The sequence below is a fragment of the Simiduia curdlanivorans genome (assembly GCF_030409605.1).
Lineage (GTDB): Bacteria > Pseudomonadota > Gammaproteobacteria > Pseudomonadales > Cellvibrionaceae > Simiduia > Simiduia curdlanivorans.
Window position 1 is genome coordinate 2,183,858 of the sequence record NZ_JAUFQG010000004.1, and the last position, 14,997, is coordinate 2,198,854.

Here is a 14,997-nt window from a genome sequence, read left to right on the forward strand (position 1 = left end):
GGCGGGTCGGCTCTTTACGCTGGCACAATCCCATTTTGTACACCTGGGAGGGCAGAAGTCCGGGAAGGTGGGCGGGATTAGCCACAAGCCACAAGCTACAAGCTACAAGCCACAAGCCACAAGCCACAAGCCACAAGCCACAAGCCGCAAGCTACAAGCCGCAAGCCGCAAGCCGCAAGCCGGATGGTCTGGTCCGACATTTCGGGACCCCGCAAACCGCCCTTTGGCTTCATCTACCAGTTTTAAGATAAATTACCTTTCCCGCCACGCGTTAGCCCTTTTTAGTCATAAAAGCTTGCATCTTAATCTGATCCAAACAGAAACTCTTTTTGCAGCTTGCAGCTTGCAGCTTGCAGCTTGCAGCTTGCAGCTTGCAGCTTGCAGCTTGCAGCTTGCAGCTTGCAGCTTGCAGCTTGCTTGCGCACCCAACAAGTGCGCTTCGCCCCATGTCTGTGCGTAAATCGCCGCGTATTGCTGACCAAAAACTGGCGCCTTGTGCTATTCGAGTGCACAGGGCAGCCAAATCGCTATTTTTTCTCGATAATCTCGCCTTAACGCCACTATTTAAGCCAATGTTTCAAACTAGGCATGGCCTTTGCTCATACACCTTTAACAAATTTTAAACTCTTACTTTTAACTGTTTCAGGGAGTAGACATGAGCAGCACCCGGTCTTTTAACCTGTTTTCCTTTTCGGGCAAAATGAAAATATTGCACCTGAGTTGGATGGCATTTTTCATCACCTTCGTGGTGTGGTTTAACTTTGCACCCCTGCTGCAAGCGGTTGCGGTGTCGCTCGGTTTGGATAAGTCTCAGATCAAAACCTTGTTGATTTTGAACGTGGCGCTCACCATTCCCGCGCGGGTTGTGATTGGCATGCTCACCGACCGCTTCGGGCCTAAAATGGTTTACTCGGGATTGTTGGCCTTGTGCTCCATTCCCTGTTTTATGTTCGCCTTGGCCGATAGCTTTTTACAGGCGGCCATTGCGCGCTTTGCACTGGGTTTCATCGGCGCTGGTTTTGTCATCGGTATTCGTTTAGTCAGCGAGTGGTTTCCTGCCAATGAGCTGGGCACGGCGGAAGGTATCTACGGCGGCTGGGGTAATTTTGGTTCCGCGGCGGCGGCTTTCACCCTGCCAACCATTGCTGTGCTGTTTGGTGGCGACGACGGTTGGCGCTATGCCATTGGCATCACTGGCCTCATGAGTTTGCTGTTTTCAGTGGTGTTTTATCTGAACGTTAGCGATACCCCCAAGGGCTCAACTTATTTTAAGCCGAAAAATGTTGGTGCCATTGAAGTCACCAGTAAAGGCGATTTCTTCCTGCTGATTTTGATGAAAATTCCGATGTACGCCGCTCTCGCGCTGTTAACCTGGAAGTTGTCGCCCGCCGGCGTGTCCATGTTGTCAGAAACTGTGTCGGTGATTTGCTATGTGGGCTTGGTGCTGTTGTTTATCTACGAGCTGAGCCACGTATGGAAGGTGAACAAAAATATTTTTGTTGAGCCGGTACCGGAAATGCATCGCTATAAATTTAAGCAAGTGGCAGTGTTGAATGTTTTGTACTTTGCTACCTTTGGCTCCGAGCTCGCGGTTATTTCTATGCTGCCGTTGTTCTTTGCCGATACCTTCGCCTTAACCCCTGTGATGGCGGGTATGGTTGCCTCGGCTTACGCCTTTATGAATTTAATGTCGCGTCCTGGTGGCGGTTGGCTTTCAGATCGCTTTGGGCGCAAGTCAACCCTGTTGATTTTAACCGCAGGATTAGCTATTGGTTACGCGGTAATGGGTATGGTCGATTCAGGTTGGCCCTTGGTCATGGCAGTTATTGCAGCCATGGCGTGTTCCTTCTTCGTGCAAGCGGGCGAGGGTGCCGTGTTTGCCGTGGTGCCGTTAATCAAGCGCCGTTTAACTGGCCAAATAGCCGGTATGACCGGCGCCTATGGCAATGTTGGCGCGGTGGTGTATTTAACGGTGTTGAGTTTCGTTGACTACTCAACGTTCTTCTACGTGATTGCCTGTACCGCTGTGGTTGGCTTTATTACCTTGCTGTTTATGGAAGAGCCCAAGGGCCATATCACGGAAGTGCGCGAAGATGGCTCAGTGGAGTTAATTACCGTTAGCTAATTTTCAGGCGGGGTTAGCCCCGCTGTTATTTAATCTGTCGGGAATTTGTAACCTGTCATTGGCGCAGAGCCAGCGTTGAGTTTAGGTTTCCGGGTAGATGTCTGGTTAGCATTAGTTGTAGGTTTTATAGTAGGTTTCATTTAAGGTGCAAGTTTAGGTATAAACCTAGATTTAGGCGGTTGGACTAAGTGTCCAAAGGTGAGAAACGATTGTCCATAAATAGCCACGGGGTTGATCTTGAAGATAGCGCATTGGCGGGCAAGAAAGCGCTGAAACTGCGTTTTGGCGGCAGTTCGCGCGCTGGCCTAAAAGCGGAAAATCAAGATGCTTTTGCGGCGCATCTTCCCACCGGGTCTGCACGCTTTCTCAAAGGCGGTATAGCCTGCATAGCCGACGGCGTGAGCTGCAGTGAAAACGCGCAACAGGCAAGCTCCACCAGTGTCACCTTGTTTATTGAAGATTATTTTTCTACGCCCGATACTTGGCCGGTCAAGATGGCAGCGGCGCGGGTTTTGTCGTCGTTGAATTCCTGGCTTTATCATCACGGCCAGCAGAGCAATGCGCGCCATAACGGATTAGTGACGACCTTTAGTGGCGTAATTTTCAAATCCAATACCGCACACTTTTTTCACGCCGGCGACAGTCGGATTTACGCTTTAAGGCAGGGTGCTTTACAGCAGATTACCCGCGACCACTGTCATCAACAAGCGGGGCGAAAAACCTTTCTAACTCGAGCGCTCGGTATGGATTCGCGCTTAGAGGTGGATTACCAAACTGAAGAGATTGCGCTGGGCGATACCTTTTTGCTAACCACTGATGGCATCCACGAGTGGTTAACCGAGCGCGAGATGGTCGATATTATTGACGCCCACCAAGGTCAGCTCGAGCAAGCGGCAGCGGCGCTTTCCAACGCGGCTCTGGCTAATGGCAGTGACGATAACCTGACCTGCCTGTTGGTGACAGTTGATGAGTTGCCGCTGGCGGAAATCGATGAAGTGCATCGCAGCTTGACCCAGCTTGCTATTCCGCCGGTTTTGCAGGAAGGGCAAAAAATTGATCACTATGAAGTTCAATCGATCATTCATGCGGGCACCCGTTCGCATTTATATTTAGTTAAAGATATTCACAACAATCAGCTGCAGGTGCTAAAGGCCCCGTCGGAAAACTTTAAAGATGATGCGCAGTATTTAGAGGGCTTTATTCGCGAGCAGTGGGTGGGCCGGCGTTTGAATCATGCCGGGGTGATGAAAATATTGCCACGGCCCGATGCCAGCCCGTTTCTCTACCACGTGTGCGAGTATGTTGAAGGCATAACCTTGCGCCAATGGATTTACGACAATCCTAAGCCGGATTTAAAATCTGTGCGCGATATGCTCGATAAGATCGTCAATAGCCTGCGCGCGTTTCAACGTTTGAGTATGATTCATCGCGATTTAAAACCTGAAAATATTATGATCGATAAGCGCGGTCGGCCGATTATTATTGACTTTGGCACTGTGTTCGTTGCTGGCTTAGGTGAAATATCAACACCATTGATGGAGCATGTTCCGGTCGGCTCGGTAGATTATATTGCGCCTGAGTATCTGCTGGGAGAGCCAGCCACCGATAGATCCGATTTGTTTTCCTTGGCGGCCATTGCCTACGAAATGATTTGCGGCAAGTTACCCTTCGATATTCCGGATATGCAGCGCAACCCGCCGACTCAGTTTGAAGCTTGGCAGTACCAAAGTATTCGCACTCACCGTAAAGATGTCCCTGTTTGGCTCGATTTGGCTCTGCGCAAAGCCCTGTCGCCGAGGCCGAAGTTTCGCTACCCAGCCTACTCGGAGTTTATCCACGATTTGTCGCAGCCGAATGCCCAGTTGATGCAGAAGTTCGAGTCGGCTCCACTGCTAGAGCGCAACCCTGTGGTGTTTTGGAAGCTGCTCTGCGCATTACTGTTTGTTGTTATCTGCTCGCAGTATGTGTGGTTTTTCGCTTAGCTCGCCCGACTAAATGCGTTATTGTTGTGAAATCTAGCCATTGAATTTGTGCAAAGGCTGCCTTGCACAAATAAAGGCTGCCTTGCACAAATATAGATACTAGTGTCGCGTATAGGATTTGTAACAGCTTGTGGCCAAGTCGGTCCAAACCCGCTGGTTGGCTTCGATGGCGAGCGTACCTAGGTGAAAGATTTTTTCCGGTTGGGGGGCGTTGTCTAACCGAGGGTTGAGTTGATCTTGCACGCATTGTAAGAACTGACCGCTGAGGCGAATGCGTGCTTGTAGGGCTGGCATTAAGCTAGCGCTATCTTCTTGATTGGCCAGCTTGATTAATTGCCGCTGGGTTTCCACCAAGGTTAGGTGCGTTTGTTTGCTGAGTTGAGTGATGCGCGGTTTGCAGGTGTTGACGATGGTGGGCTCGGCATTTTTTGCCGATGCGTAACTCGACAGGCCGCGCAACTGACCAAGGCCTTCAATATGCATGGGAATATCGCGAAACAAGAATTCTTCAACTTCCTTGTGCGTGGGCGAGGCCTGACTTTCCACGTAGCGCCAAAGCATACGATGGCATTGCTCAATCAGAAAATTATGTATCTCGAAATTACTCAGGGCGTTGTCTTGGCGCCAATGCCGTCGGGTGTTTTCCCACTCGCCGGTAATTAGCGACCACTGTGCGGGATCGGTTTGTATTGCTTGGTAGGAAATTTTTGCGATCAGGGTATCTATTTGTGGGTGCAGGCTTGAGGCATGCTTGTGCAAACTTTCTACGCCGCCCAGAGCCGCAAGGCTGGCACCTCGGTGCATTTGCAGCAGGCCGATCAGCTCGGCAAAAAGCGCCAGACTCGGGTCAAGCTGGGTGGTTTGACGGGGTAGGGTGCGCTCTATGCGGGCATCGGCATTCATGATAGTACCTTTTGAACAGCCAGTTAATGTATGCGCTGTTCAATGCAAACCATATACCAAGTATGCAAGGCTAGAAGCGAGAGGTTTGGCCTATCGCGATGTTCAGGCTGCGCAGTGTTGGTGCGCCCTACGAAAGTTTGCGTCAAACTAATGCGCGCATCGGTGAATGCGCCTAATTTTTAACCGGATTTAAAGCCAGGCGCGAATGAATAGCAGCGCGCCGGTGCACATCAAAATAACGTAAATTAACCGACGAAAGGTCAGCTCGGACACGCGGTGGTGTAAATACTCGCCCGCTAATACGCCAACCACCAACAGCGGCAGGTACATGAGCAGTTTCGGCCACACTGGGGTGAGCGCGCCTTGGTAGAGAAATATCGCGCTCAACAAACTGTTGAGTGAAAACCAAACCGCGAGCAGGGTGGCGCGCATTTGGCCTTTGTCTATTTTCGATCCCGCCAGCGAGAACACCAGCAGTGGGCCACCGGAGGCGAACAAACCGTGGGTGATACCGGCGCCGGCGATGAGGAGTTGATTGAGCCAGCGCGGGTGCGCGTGATCGGTGACCTTGCGCAGGCTTTTGTAAAGCTCACGGGCACCGAAAACCACAATGACTAAGGCAAATATAGCGGCTAATTCGGCGTTGCCGAGTACCGGCCTTAACCAAGTACCTGCGATAGTGCCGAGCAGCATCAGTGGCGCGATGATTTTAAGCAGCAGTGGCCATTGAATGTGGCGGCGGTGTTTGTACACCAAATAGCCAGACATAAATATATTCAATGGCACGAGCACAGGCAGCAAATCGGCGATGGGCATGATCAGCGCACCCAAGGACACGGCGATAACAATGGAACCAAAACCGGTAATGGCTTCGAGGGTATAGCTAAGTAGAATAAATAAGCCGAGGAGAAACCATTGCATATTAGGGCTGCGCTATCAGTGATTTTTTGTGGTTGAGTTCAGAGGCAAATTTTTGACTCATACGCTTGAGGAAAAAGCCTGGCGCCAGTTTATACAGCAAACTGGCAAACCAGGTAAATTTATCGGGAAATAGCCGCTCCAGATTCTTATCCATCGCGTCAATAATTTTCCCCGCCATCCAATCGGGGCTGCGCATATTGCCAATCATAGAACGCGCATGGGTAGCCGGTTTACCATCGAAACCCAAGGCGTTCTGCTCAATAGGTGTATCGAGAAAAGACGGGTAAACCATGAGTACAGAAACGCCGTCACCGCGCACCTCACAGCGCAGGGTTTCAAAAAATTGATGCAAAGCACTCTTCGCGGCACAGTAGCCGGCGCGCCCCAACACCGGCATCCAGCCGGCCATGGAGCTAATGTTAATGATCTTACCTCGGCTCTGCTGCAAGAGTGGTAAGCAGGCCAGGGCTATTTCCACCGGGGCTTGGTAATCCACGGCCATGACCTTTCGAATCACCGCCGGTTGTGTATGTTCGGCTAAGGAGCGATGGGTGATGCCAGCATTATTGATCAAGCAGTCCAAGCGGCCCATCTTGTTTTGCGTTTGCTCGACCAGTGTTTCAATGTCGGCGGCTTGGGTGATATCCATGCTCACGCACAGCACACGGGTTTTACCCTGTAAACTTTTCTCCCGCGCCTGCAACAGTTCGGAATTGAGATCGACCAGTACAAGGGCATAGTTTTTTTGACACAATTGCTCGGCCAGTGCCCAGCCCAAGCCGCTGGCAGCGCCTGTTATTAGGGCAACGGGTTGTGTGCAATTCATGGGGTTATCCTTTCTTTGGTGCGAGCTTTAACGCGTGCTCGGCAAAATACAAAAATGTTTCGCGCGAGGTTTTTTGTAAGTTGCCGCCAAATTGCGCTTTTAGCGCCTCATTTAATAGCACCGGCCGATAGCGTAGAAAGTTGATTTGCTCTGGGCCATAGCGGGTTAGGCCCAAGGCACTTCCCACGCGCAATAAAAACTTCACTAGGCCTGCAGGCAAATTTAACACGGGTTTGTTTAAGGCTGTTGCAATATCTTGAATAGTCATGGCGCCATCGCCGGCCATATTGTATTGGCCCACCTTTTCTTCGCGCAGGCCTTGCTCTATCAATGCGATCACGTCTTGATCCCAAATAAAAACAAAAGGCGAGGGCGAGCCAGAAATGGCGAGCAGCCGTTTACCGGTAAACAGTTGGGTAATTAAATTATTGGTATCGCTGCCCAGCACTGTACCGGGTCGAAATATTAATTGGTTTAAACTGGGGTGGGTTTTGCGGTAGCCGGCCAATATCTCTTCCACTAAACGCTTATGTGCAGCGTAGGAAAATTCGTCGTTGCCGCGCAGTGGATCGGTTTCCACAATCCAGTCTGGATTGTCTGCATGGTAGCCGTAGGCTGCGCCTGAACTGGTAACGGTAAGGTGTTTGATGTGGTTGGTCACGCAGGCGTCGAGCAAATTGCGCGTGCCGTTAACATCGATGTCGTAATCGCGCTGCACATTTTTCGAAGGTTCAACCACGCAGGCTAAATGGATCACATGAGTGATACCTTCTACGGCCATCAGTTGGCTCAATTGGGGCGAGCGAATGTCTATCACATGAATGGGAAAGTGCGCATCGTTGCGCGGCCGAATGTCTACGCCTATGACGCTGAAGTCGCGACATAAGCGCTCACCCAGCTGAAAGCCAATGTAGCCAGCAGCGCCGGTAATAAGAATGCGTTTAGTGGGCAAAAGCTGTCTCCTGCTTGGCTGATCGACTCCAATAGGTTGCCAGTAAACCGCCGCTGACTAGGTGCCAAATGCCCCAGAAGGCTGCAACCACCAACATGTTGGATTGATCGGGAAAAAAGGTGAATAGAATAACTAAGGCAAGGCCTGAATTTTGGATGCCAACTTCCAAGGTAACCGCACGCGTGTCTGGCTCGGTAAGCCGACCTAGTTTAGCGGCAATAAAGCCAAGACCTAAGGCAAAGGTGTTGTGCGCAATAACCAGCACCGTAAGGAGGCCCATGTGTGAAATCAAAGCTTGTAAATTTTTCCCACAGGCAATGGCGACAAATACCAGTAGCGCACCAATGGAAAACAAACGAAAAGGTTGTTCGCTTTTTTTGACTAGCAGGGGAAAAAACTTACCGCACAACATGCCCGCAATAAGCGGCAGTATTAACACGAAAATAAAAAGATTCACCATTTGCAAGGGGTCTAAGGCAATGGTTTGCAATAAGGGTTTTGTGTTCGGGTTTAGGCTGGCGTAGAAGGCAAAGTTAAAGGGTGTTAACAGCACTGCCGCAACACTGGAAACGGCGGTCATGCTCACCGATACCGCTAAGTTGCCGCGCGCAATAAAGGTCATGATGTTAGAAAAAGTACCGCCTGGGCAGGCGGCCACTAGCATCATACCCAGCGCCATGGTCGGCTCCATATCCACGGCCCAAGTGGCGGCGCAGGTAAAGGCGGGGAGCAGCATAAATTGCGCGATTAAGCCGGTCATGGGTGCTTTTGGCGCGCGCACTATACGGCTGAAATCTTCGACTTTTAGGGTCAGTGACACACCAAAAATCATCAGTGCCAAAATGCCATTAAGCAGCAGTAGTTGGTCAGCGCCGAAGCTGACTTCGCTAGCCATTAATGTTGACCTGCCAATGATGCGTGTGCATCTTGCTTGGGCAGTTGGTGCTCTGGCCAGTCCGCTTTTAGCGCATTAGTGTGGGCAATAACGGCGTTGCGATAGGTGGTTTTATCCACATAATAGGCCATGCGTTCTAGTTCAAGGTAGGCGTAGCCTCCGTCGGCGCGCTGCCCGGCTTTTTCTTGCACGGTTTGCGCGAGCGCTTTAGCACTATTGCTGCCATGCTGTTGCTGGGCGATGTACAGCGCTACCATCTCGGCCTGTTCGTCTCGCCCTTGCCAACCTAAACCTGTGGCTTCCACCATACCCATCATGAATAAATTTTTGTGCTCTGGGTGAAACACATTTAAATACAGCGAGGGCGCCATGCCCTGCCAATTTAATTCGTCGCGGGCGATGAAGGGGTAATCTAATTGGTAGCCCGTGGCCTGCAAAATCATATCGTATTCACGGCTTTCGCCATCGGCGAATGTGACGGTTTTACCTTCTACTCGAACAATATCTTTGCGCGGGTAGATATCGCCATGGCCAAGGTGATGCAGAATCAGCGAGTTGATCACCGGGTGCGATTCATACATGCGGTAATCTGGGTCTGGCAAGCCGTATTGGCTGGGTTTGCCCATGATCATGCGAATTAAAAAGGCATCGATAATTTGCTTGAGCCTACGCGGTAATTTGATCGCACCACCGAGCGTATCGGAAGGCTTACCCATGATAAATTTAGGTAAGAAATAATAGCCGCGGCGCACACTCATATCGATATTTTTGGCAAAGTGCACAGCGTCGATGGCAATGTCGCAAGCGCTGTTACCACAGCCCTGAATCAGCACGCGCTTGCCCTTAAATTGCTCGGGCGATTTATAGTGGCTCGAGTGAATTAACTCACCGTCGAATTTTCCGGGTAGCGCGACGGTGTTAGGTTTGTGCAAGGTGCCGTTGGCAATGAGCAGGCCCTTGAACTGCCGCGTTTGTTGCACGCCGTTTTTTTCCGTGGTGATGGCCCAACCCTGGTCATTGGGTTCGCAGTGAATGACTTTGGTGGAAAATTCATAGTGCCCATAAAGATCGAACGCCTTGGCGTAATCTTTAAAGTAAGCGCACAGCTCGTCGTGCCGCGGAAAGGTGGCTACACCCGCTCTCATCGGAAAGGCGCTGAACTCGGTCATGTGCTTGGAGCTGATTAAGTGCGCGGTGTGGTACATGGTAGAGTGCGGGTTGTCGATGTCCCACAGGCCGCCTACGTCGCTGTGCAGCTCGAAGCCGGTAAAGGCAATGCCGTATTGTTTAAGTTGCCGTGCGGTGCACAAACCCATGGGGCCTGCGCCAATAATCGCGTAGTGTTGTTGGCTCTGCATCGTTACTCCGGTTTGTGCGCAATCATTCGTTATTATTAGCCTAGGTGGCTGGTTTGTAGGTAGCCTTGAATATACCTATGTAAGTACCCACTCGGTGACATCCTATACTAGGTAGCTGATGCGCCTGTGACTGGAGCCGTTTGAGACCAATAATGTCCAGACGGGACATAGGCCAGGGCGCAGGCGGTCGCAGCGATTAAAATGAATCAGCTATAAAAATAGAATTACCTTTAAAAATAGAACCACCATTTAAAAATAGAACCACCTTAAAAATAGAGCCACTAAGGGCAAGCATGGAACTGACGGTCACTATTCACTTCACTCGCGCTATTCTCAAGACCTTAGAGGCCCAAGCGACGCAGCTTCCAGCCGAGGTACAGGCTTGGCTGGAGGCGCATAAAGGCCATGAGCGCCTGCCTTTGTCGGCCCTAGACACGCTTTGGCAGACTTGTGTGTCAGCGAGTGCCGACCCTTTATTTGGCTTGCGCGCCGGCCTCAATGTGCAGCCGGGCAACTTAGATGTGGTGGGTTTCCTGTTAATGAGCTGCGAAACCCTCGAAGACGCACTCGATGCCTTGATCGATTACCATCGCATCGTCGGCGAGGGCGGCGATTTCACCTTTACTCAACAAGCTGGCGAATGCCGGCTTATCTATGCACCCCATTACGATACCTGCCGAGATCAGCGGGTCTCCGCGGTCATGGGCTCCACCTTAGCAGTTACTCGATGGCTCACGGGTGGGGCTTTTAGCGCCAAAAGGGTGTCTTTTGCGCACCCGGCGCCCGACGGCTGCGACAGCGCTGAGGCGTTGATGGGCTGTCCCGTCGCCTATGACCAAGTGGCCGATGTGATGGCCTTCGATGCCGAGTTTTTAAGCCTGCCGGTAGTACAAGCCAATGCGCAAGTGTTTGAGCGCATGCGCGTGTTGGCCGATGAAGCGTTAGAGCGCTTGAAAGCGAGTAGTTTTTCTCGCAGTGTGGCCGAACTCATTCGCGCCACGCCCGCGGCGTCGAAAGAAGACATAGCCGAGCAACTCCATATGAGCGGCCGGCATTTAAATCGCAAGTTAGGGCTAGAGGGGGGGAGCTTCAAGCTGCTACAAGACAATGTGCGCTGTCAACTTGCCGAACAGCAAATTGACGCCGGAGTGCACACCATGGATATCGCCGAACAGTTGGGCTTCTCGGATGAACGCAGTTTTGCCAAAGCCTTCAAGCGCTGGCGCGACATGACGCCGGCGCAGTTTAAGGGGCGGTAAACCAGTTCACGGATTGCAGCTTACAGCTTACAGCTTACAGCTTACAGCTAACAGTTTACAGGAAGGGCGGTGTTGATTTTTTAGCTACAGGCTACAGGGCGGGGGGCCGCCCCCTACAAACTACAAGCAAAAGCAAAAGCAAAAGCAAAAGCAAAACGTAGAAAGCGATAGCGGCGGTGAAAATTGGTTGTGGTGTGCTTGTTTTTTCCTGTTAACTGTCAACTGTACGCTGTAAACTTTTTTTAAAAAGGAAATAATAGTGAGCATTTCGAAGCGGCAGTTGTTAAAACTTTCTGCCTTGGCGGCTGTGGCTGCACCTTTGTCTGGTTTAGTGCGTGCCGATAGTGGCGGTGAGGTGCCTGCTAAACCGGTGGAAAATACGCTAGATGATTTACAGGATATAACCGGCAGTATTGAAAAAATTTCTGTGCAAGAGCGGCTTGCTCGCATTGCCAAAGCGCAGCGTTTGATGCGGCAATTTAAAATTGATGCACTGGTCATAGAGCCGGGATCGGCCATGTTGTACTTCACCGGTATTAGTTGGTGGCGCAGCGAGCGCTTAACGGCGGTGATCATTCCGCGCGAGGGCGACATCGCCATTGTCACGCCTTTTTTTGAAGAGCCCAGTGTGCGCGAGTCGATGAGCTTTGGCGATGATGTGCGCACTTGGCACGAACATGAAAATCCCTTCGCGTTGATATCCGGCATTCTGAAAGATAGAGGCATTCGCAATGGCCGCATAGGCGTGGAAGCGACGGTGCGCTATTTTGTGGTGCAAGGGTTACAGCAAGCCGTCTCGGGCATGGCAATTACCGGCGCGGAATCTATTACGCGCGGCTGTCGCATGATGAAAAGCGCCGCCGAAATTGCCCTGATGAAAAAGGCCAATGAAATTACCTTGGCGGCTTACGGCCACGTATACCGTCAGCTCGCGGTTGGCATGACGCCTGCCGATGTTAACGGCTTGATGAGTAGCGCTCAGGCAAAACTTGGCGGTAAGGGTATTTGGACCATGGCCTTGTTCGGCGAGGCCAGCGCCTACCCGCACGGTTCAAACAAACCTCACGTGATTGAAGAGGGGCAAATAGTCTTGATGGACTGCGGTTGTTCGGTAGAGGGCTACCAATCGGATATTTCGCGCACCTTCGTGTTTGGCGAGCCGAGTACTGAGCAGAAAAAAGTGTGGAACCTTGTGCGCAAAGGCCAGAGCATTGCATTCGAAGCCGCGAAGCTAGGTCAGCACGCGGGTGTAGTGGATGACGCGGTGCGTAAATTTTATGAGCAAGAAGGCTTTGGCCCCAACTACAAGTTGCCGGGCTTAAGCCATCGCACTGGGCACGGTATTGGTATGGATGGCCACGAGCCGGTGAACTTTGTGAAAGGCGAACAAACACAGCTATCGCCCGGTATGTGTTTCTCAAATGAACCCGGCATTTACCTGCCCGGTAAATTTGGTGTGCGCCTAGAAGATTGTATCTACATGACCAATAAAGGCCCTGCTTGGTTTACGGAACCGCCAGAGAGTTTAGAAAAGCCTCTCGGTAAATTGGCTTAGGTTTATGTACAAACTGACCTCATTTAGCTGAGTAATACGTATGAACTGGATGATTCTTTTTGTCGCGGGTTTATTCGAGATAGCCTGGGCCGTGGGCCTGAAGTATAGCGAGGGCTTCACAAGATTTTGGCCATCGGTAGCCACTGTGCTGTCATTAGTTGTCAGTTTTTTGCTGCTTGGGCTGGCGATGAAAAGCTTGCCTGTGGGTACAGCTTACGCCGTGTGGGTGGGTATTGGCGCCGTTGGAACAGCGGTGTTGGGTATTGTGTTGTTCAACGAATCTACCGAAATGCTCAAACTCGTCAGCCTAGGGTTGATATGCGCCGGGATCGTTGGTCTTAAACTCGCTCACGCGTAAGTTATCTGTTGCAGGCCACTGAATTACCGGTGGCCATTTCCAGTTGTTGAAACAAGTCCAAATTTACACGGTGATCCGCCCTACCATTTGTCTTACCCACGGCGCGACAACCGCCACCGTTGGAAAGGCAATTGGCCAGGTTGTGACACAACTTTTAAACCACTGAGCCAAAAAATCTGAGTGAAGCCCTTGTGAAATTACCAGGACGAAAGCCGATACAATGCAGACCATGATGGCTGAAAGCAGGGCGCTGAAAAGAATGGGCGCGAAGCGTGCGGGTATACGCATTTCTAATTTCCTATGTCTAGTTAATGATATTTGGTTTTTACAATGAGCCTGTGGCTTGTATGGCCAAGCCGGTTAGGTATAAGCCGACCCCAAAAACGCTGTGCGTGAGTAAACTTTGCACCCGAGCAGAGGCTGGGTTTTTTGTTCGGGCGGCGGCAATGCCCGCGCCCATGCCTGGCTGCATCAGTAAAAACGGCGCGGCTACTGTGCCAATGCCAACCATAAGCGCGGGCCCAATACTTGGGTTTTGCAGCCAAGCGCGCCCATAGAGAGCAATTAATAGGGCAGCGAATCCGATACCGATAACATAGTGTGCCGTCCAGCCGATGATGCCTTCAGCCCGTATGGGCGATGTAGTCACAATGGCGTCGTGGCGAAATCGGCCGCGCGCCATATGCCCTAGCCAGCGCCCGACCAAGCCGTAGTCTGGCACTGGTACGCCGAGCAGTGGTTTTCGTGCAATGCCCCACAGGTCCATGGTCGCGGTGGCGCCAATACCCATCACTACAATGGTTGCTAGATTGTTCATATTGATGACCTCTTTGGTTGCGCTTGATTTCGAGTTGATGAAAGCGTACAACTTCAAGTCCACTTGAGGTCAAGAGGTGTTTATGGATATCGCTGAAGTCGCCAAACGGTCTGGCCTGCCGGCTTCGACCTTGCGCTACTACGAGGAAAAAGGGCTGATTAGTTCGGTTGGCCGCCAGGGTTTAAGGCGAGTGTTTAGCGCCAACATTTTGGAGCGGTTAGCATTGATAGCGCTCGGCCGCACGGTTGGATTTTCGCTCGATGAGATAGGTCGTATGATAGGTGCCAAAGGCAATCCATCGATCGACCGAGCGTTACTCGTCAACAAGGCCGATGAATTGGATAAAACCATAAAAAAGTTGGCAGCTATGCGCAATGGGCTGCGCCATGCGGCGGTATGTTCTGCACCCAGCCATATGGAATGCCCGACGTTTCGCCGGCTACTTGGATTAGCGGCACAGGGCGCGATAAGTAACTCAGGCACGGTGACGCTGCCAGCCAAGCGCAGTGCAAAGCGTTTAAAACAGCGATGAAGATCAATTGATAATGGTCTGAAAATCGATGCTTAGACGAAGACAGTGGGTAATTAGCTGACTCTGTGCAGGGTCAGCTGATTTTGGTGCGACTATTTTTAAACTTTTTACTGAAAGTTTATGGCGAGACGAGATGGTCGAGTCTTAAATGTATCAGGATGATCAACACCGGTTACGCAGCCACTAAGTCGGTTACCCATTCGATAAAATGCCCTATCAAACGAGCAGTAAATGGGTTTTCCGGGTAGGTTATTTTTCCTATAGATTTATTGTGCTTGGATCTAGTTATCCTTTTTATGGTTTTCAGCCAGATCCATGGGCGGGCGAACGGTAAGCTAAAACGATACTTCACTTGCGTAGGCTTCTCGGCTTACAAGTTTCCTTTTTGACTTAAGCTGCTTTTTTGTCATGTTAAGTTGTTTGTGTCGAGTGATTCATCGCGTGGAATAGACTGTTTTTTGAAGTTTAGTTAGTAGTGCGGCTATTTTTTTGTCTGTATTATTGGGCCAATATT

Annotated in this window: 14 protein-coding genes; 6 read left to right on the forward strand and 8 right to left on the reverse strand. The window is 51.0% G+C overall.

Translation table 11 applies throughout. The annotated features are described in order from the left end of the window. Positions 1-655 precede the first annotated feature (655 nt). Positions 656-2,125, forward strand: coding sequence for a NarK family nitrate/nitrite MFS transporter (locus tag QWY82_RS09770; RefSeq protein WP_290261735.1), 1,470 nt, complete (start codon positions 656-658; stop codon positions 2,123-2,125). A gap of 209 nt (positions 2,126-2,334) precedes the next feature. Further along, positions 2,335-4,107 carry a bifunctional protein-serine/threonine kinase/phosphatase gene (locus tag QWY82_RS09775; protein WP_290261738.1) on the forward strand — a complete coding sequence of 591 codons (1,773 nt, stop codon included), beginning with the start codon at positions 2,335-2,337 and terminating at the stop codon, positions 4,105-4,107. Between the two features lie 99 nt (positions 4,108-4,206). Here QWY82_RS09775 and QWY82_RS09780 read toward each other — a convergent pair whose 3' ends face one another. The 6 genes from QWY82_RS09780 to QWY82_RS09805 form a co-directional block, all read right to left on the reverse strand. Next, on the reverse strand, positions 4,207-5,010 hold the full coding sequence (locus QWY82_RS09780; RefSeq protein WP_290261740.1) for a hypothetical protein: 804 nt from the start codon (positions 5,008-5,010) through the stop codon (positions 4,207-4,209). 189 nt (positions 5,011-5,199) lie between these two features. After that, positions 5,200-5,931 carry a sulfite exporter TauE/SafE family protein gene (locus QWY82_RS09785; protein WP_290261743.1) on the reverse strand — a complete coding sequence of 244 codons (732 nt, stop codon included), beginning with the start codon at positions 5,929-5,931 and terminating at the stop codon, positions 5,200-5,202. Between the two features lies 1 nt (position 5,932). Next, positions 5,933-6,757, reverse strand: a complete 825-nt coding sequence (locus QWY82_RS09790) for an SDR family oxidoreductase (protein ID WP_290261746.1) — start codon at positions 6,755-6,757, stop codon at positions 5,933-5,935. Between the two features lie 4 nt (positions 6,758-6,761). After that, positions 6,762-7,709, reverse strand: coding sequence for an SDR family oxidoreductase (locus tag QWY82_RS09795; protein ID WP_290261748.1), 948 nt, complete (start codon positions 7,707-7,709; stop codon positions 6,762-6,764). Next, on the reverse strand, positions 7,699-8,604 hold the full coding sequence (locus QWY82_RS09800) for a bile acid:sodium symporter family protein (RefSeq protein ID WP_290261750.1): 906 nt from the start codon (positions 8,602-8,604) through the stop codon (positions 7,699-7,701). The genes QWY82_RS09795 and QWY82_RS09800 overlap by 11 nt, the downstream gene beginning before the upstream one ends. Then, positions 8,604-9,962 carry a flavin-containing monooxygenase gene (locus tag QWY82_RS09805; protein ID WP_290261752.1) on the reverse strand — a complete coding sequence of 453 codons (1,359 nt, stop codon included), beginning with the start codon at positions 9,960-9,962 and terminating at the stop codon, positions 8,604-8,606. The genes QWY82_RS09800 and QWY82_RS09805 overlap by 1 nt, the downstream gene beginning before the upstream one ends. A gap of 293 nt (positions 9,963-10,255) precedes the next feature. Between QWY82_RS09805 and QWY82_RS09810 the strand changes: the two genes are divergently transcribed. The 3 genes from QWY82_RS09810 to sugE all read left to right on the forward strand — a co-directional run bounded on the left by QWY82_RS09810 (position 10,256) and on the right by sugE (position 13,134). Further along, a complete protein-coding gene (locus tag QWY82_RS09810) occupies positions 10,256-11,221 on the forward strand; it encodes an AraC family transcriptional regulator (RefSeq protein WP_290261754.1) in 966 nt (321 codons plus the stop codon). 259 nt (positions 11,222-11,480) lie between these two features. Then, positions 11,481-12,776 (forward strand): M24 family metallopeptidase, encoded by a 1,296-nt coding sequence (locus QWY82_RS09815; protein WP_290261757.1) that lies wholly within the window; start codon positions 11,481-11,483, stop codon positions 12,774-12,776. A 40-nt stretch (positions 12,777-12,816) separates the two neighbouring features. Next, positions 12,817-13,134 (forward strand): quaternary ammonium compound efflux SMR transporter SugE, encoded by a 318-nt coding sequence (gene sugE / locus QWY82_RS09820; RefSeq protein WP_290261760.1) that lies wholly within the window; start codon positions 12,817-12,819, stop codon positions 13,132-13,134. A 63-nt stretch (positions 13,135-13,197) separates the two neighbouring features. On the opposite strand, the gene QWY82_RS19935 is transcribed toward sugE, so the two are convergent. After that, positions 13,198-13,422, reverse strand: coding sequence for a DUF2798 domain-containing protein (locus tag QWY82_RS19935; RefSeq protein WP_353958685.1), 225 nt, complete (start codon positions 13,420-13,422; stop codon positions 13,198-13,200). 37 nt (positions 13,423-13,459) lie between these two features. Continuing rightward, a complete protein-coding gene (locus tag QWY82_RS09825; RefSeq protein ID WP_290261761.1) occupies positions 13,460-13,951 on the reverse strand; it encodes a DUF2938 domain-containing protein in 492 nt (163 codons plus the stop codon). Between the two features lie 82 nt (positions 13,952-14,033). Here QWY82_RS09825 and QWY82_RS09830 point away from each other — a divergent pair, with 82 nt between their 5' ends. Next, complete coding sequence (locus tag QWY82_RS09830; protein ID WP_290261764.1) at positions 14,034-14,483, forward strand: helix-turn-helix domain-containing protein; 450 nt, start codon at positions 14,034-14,036, stop codon at positions 14,481-14,483. Positions 14,484-14,997: the final 514 nt, after the last annotated feature.

Bases quoted from the DNA above. Each gene is read 5' to 3' on its own strand.
- QWY82_RS09770 (WP_290261735.1), top strand. From the start codon at position 656: ATGAGCAGCACCCGGTCTTTTAACCTGTTTTCCTTTTCGGGCAAAATG.
- QWY82_RS09780 (WP_290261740.1), bottom strand. From the start codon at position 5,010: ATGAATGCCGATGCCCGCATAGAGCGCACCCTACCCCGTCAAACCACC.
- QWY82_RS09785 (WP_290261743.1), bottom strand. From the start codon at position 5,931: ATGCAATGGTTTCTCCTCGGCTTATTTATTCTACTTAGCTATACCCTC.
- QWY82_RS09790 (WP_290261746.1), bottom strand. From the start codon at position 6,757: ATGAATTGCACACAACCCGTTGCCCTAATAACAGGCGCTGCCAGCGGC.
- QWY82_RS09800 (WP_290261750.1), bottom strand. From the start codon at position 8,604: ATGGCTAGCGAAGTCAGCTTCGGCGCTGACCAACTACTGCTGCTTAAT.
- QWY82_RS09805 (WP_290261752.1), bottom strand. From the start codon at position 9,962: ATGCAGAGCCAACAACACTACGCGATTATTGGCGCAGGCCCCATGGGT.
- QWY82_RS09810 (WP_290261754.1), top strand. From the start codon at position 10,256: ATGGAACTGACGGTCACTATTCACTTCACTCGCGCTATTCTCAAGACC.
- sugE (WP_290261760.1), top strand. From the start codon at position 12,817: ATGAACTGGATGATTCTTTTTGTCGCGGGTTTATTCGAGATAGCCTGG.
- QWY82_RS19935 (WP_353958685.1), bottom strand. From the start codon at position 13,422: ATGCGTATACCCGCACGCTTCGCGCCCATTCTTTTCAGCGCCCTGCTT.
- QWY82_RS09825 (WP_290261761.1), bottom strand. From the start codon at position 13,951: ATGAACAATCTAGCAACCATTGTAGTGATGGGTATTGGCGCCACCGCG.
- QWY82_RS09830 (WP_290261764.1), top strand. From the start codon at position 14,034: ATGGATATCGCTGAAGTCGCCAAACGGTCTGGCCTGCCGGCTTCGACC.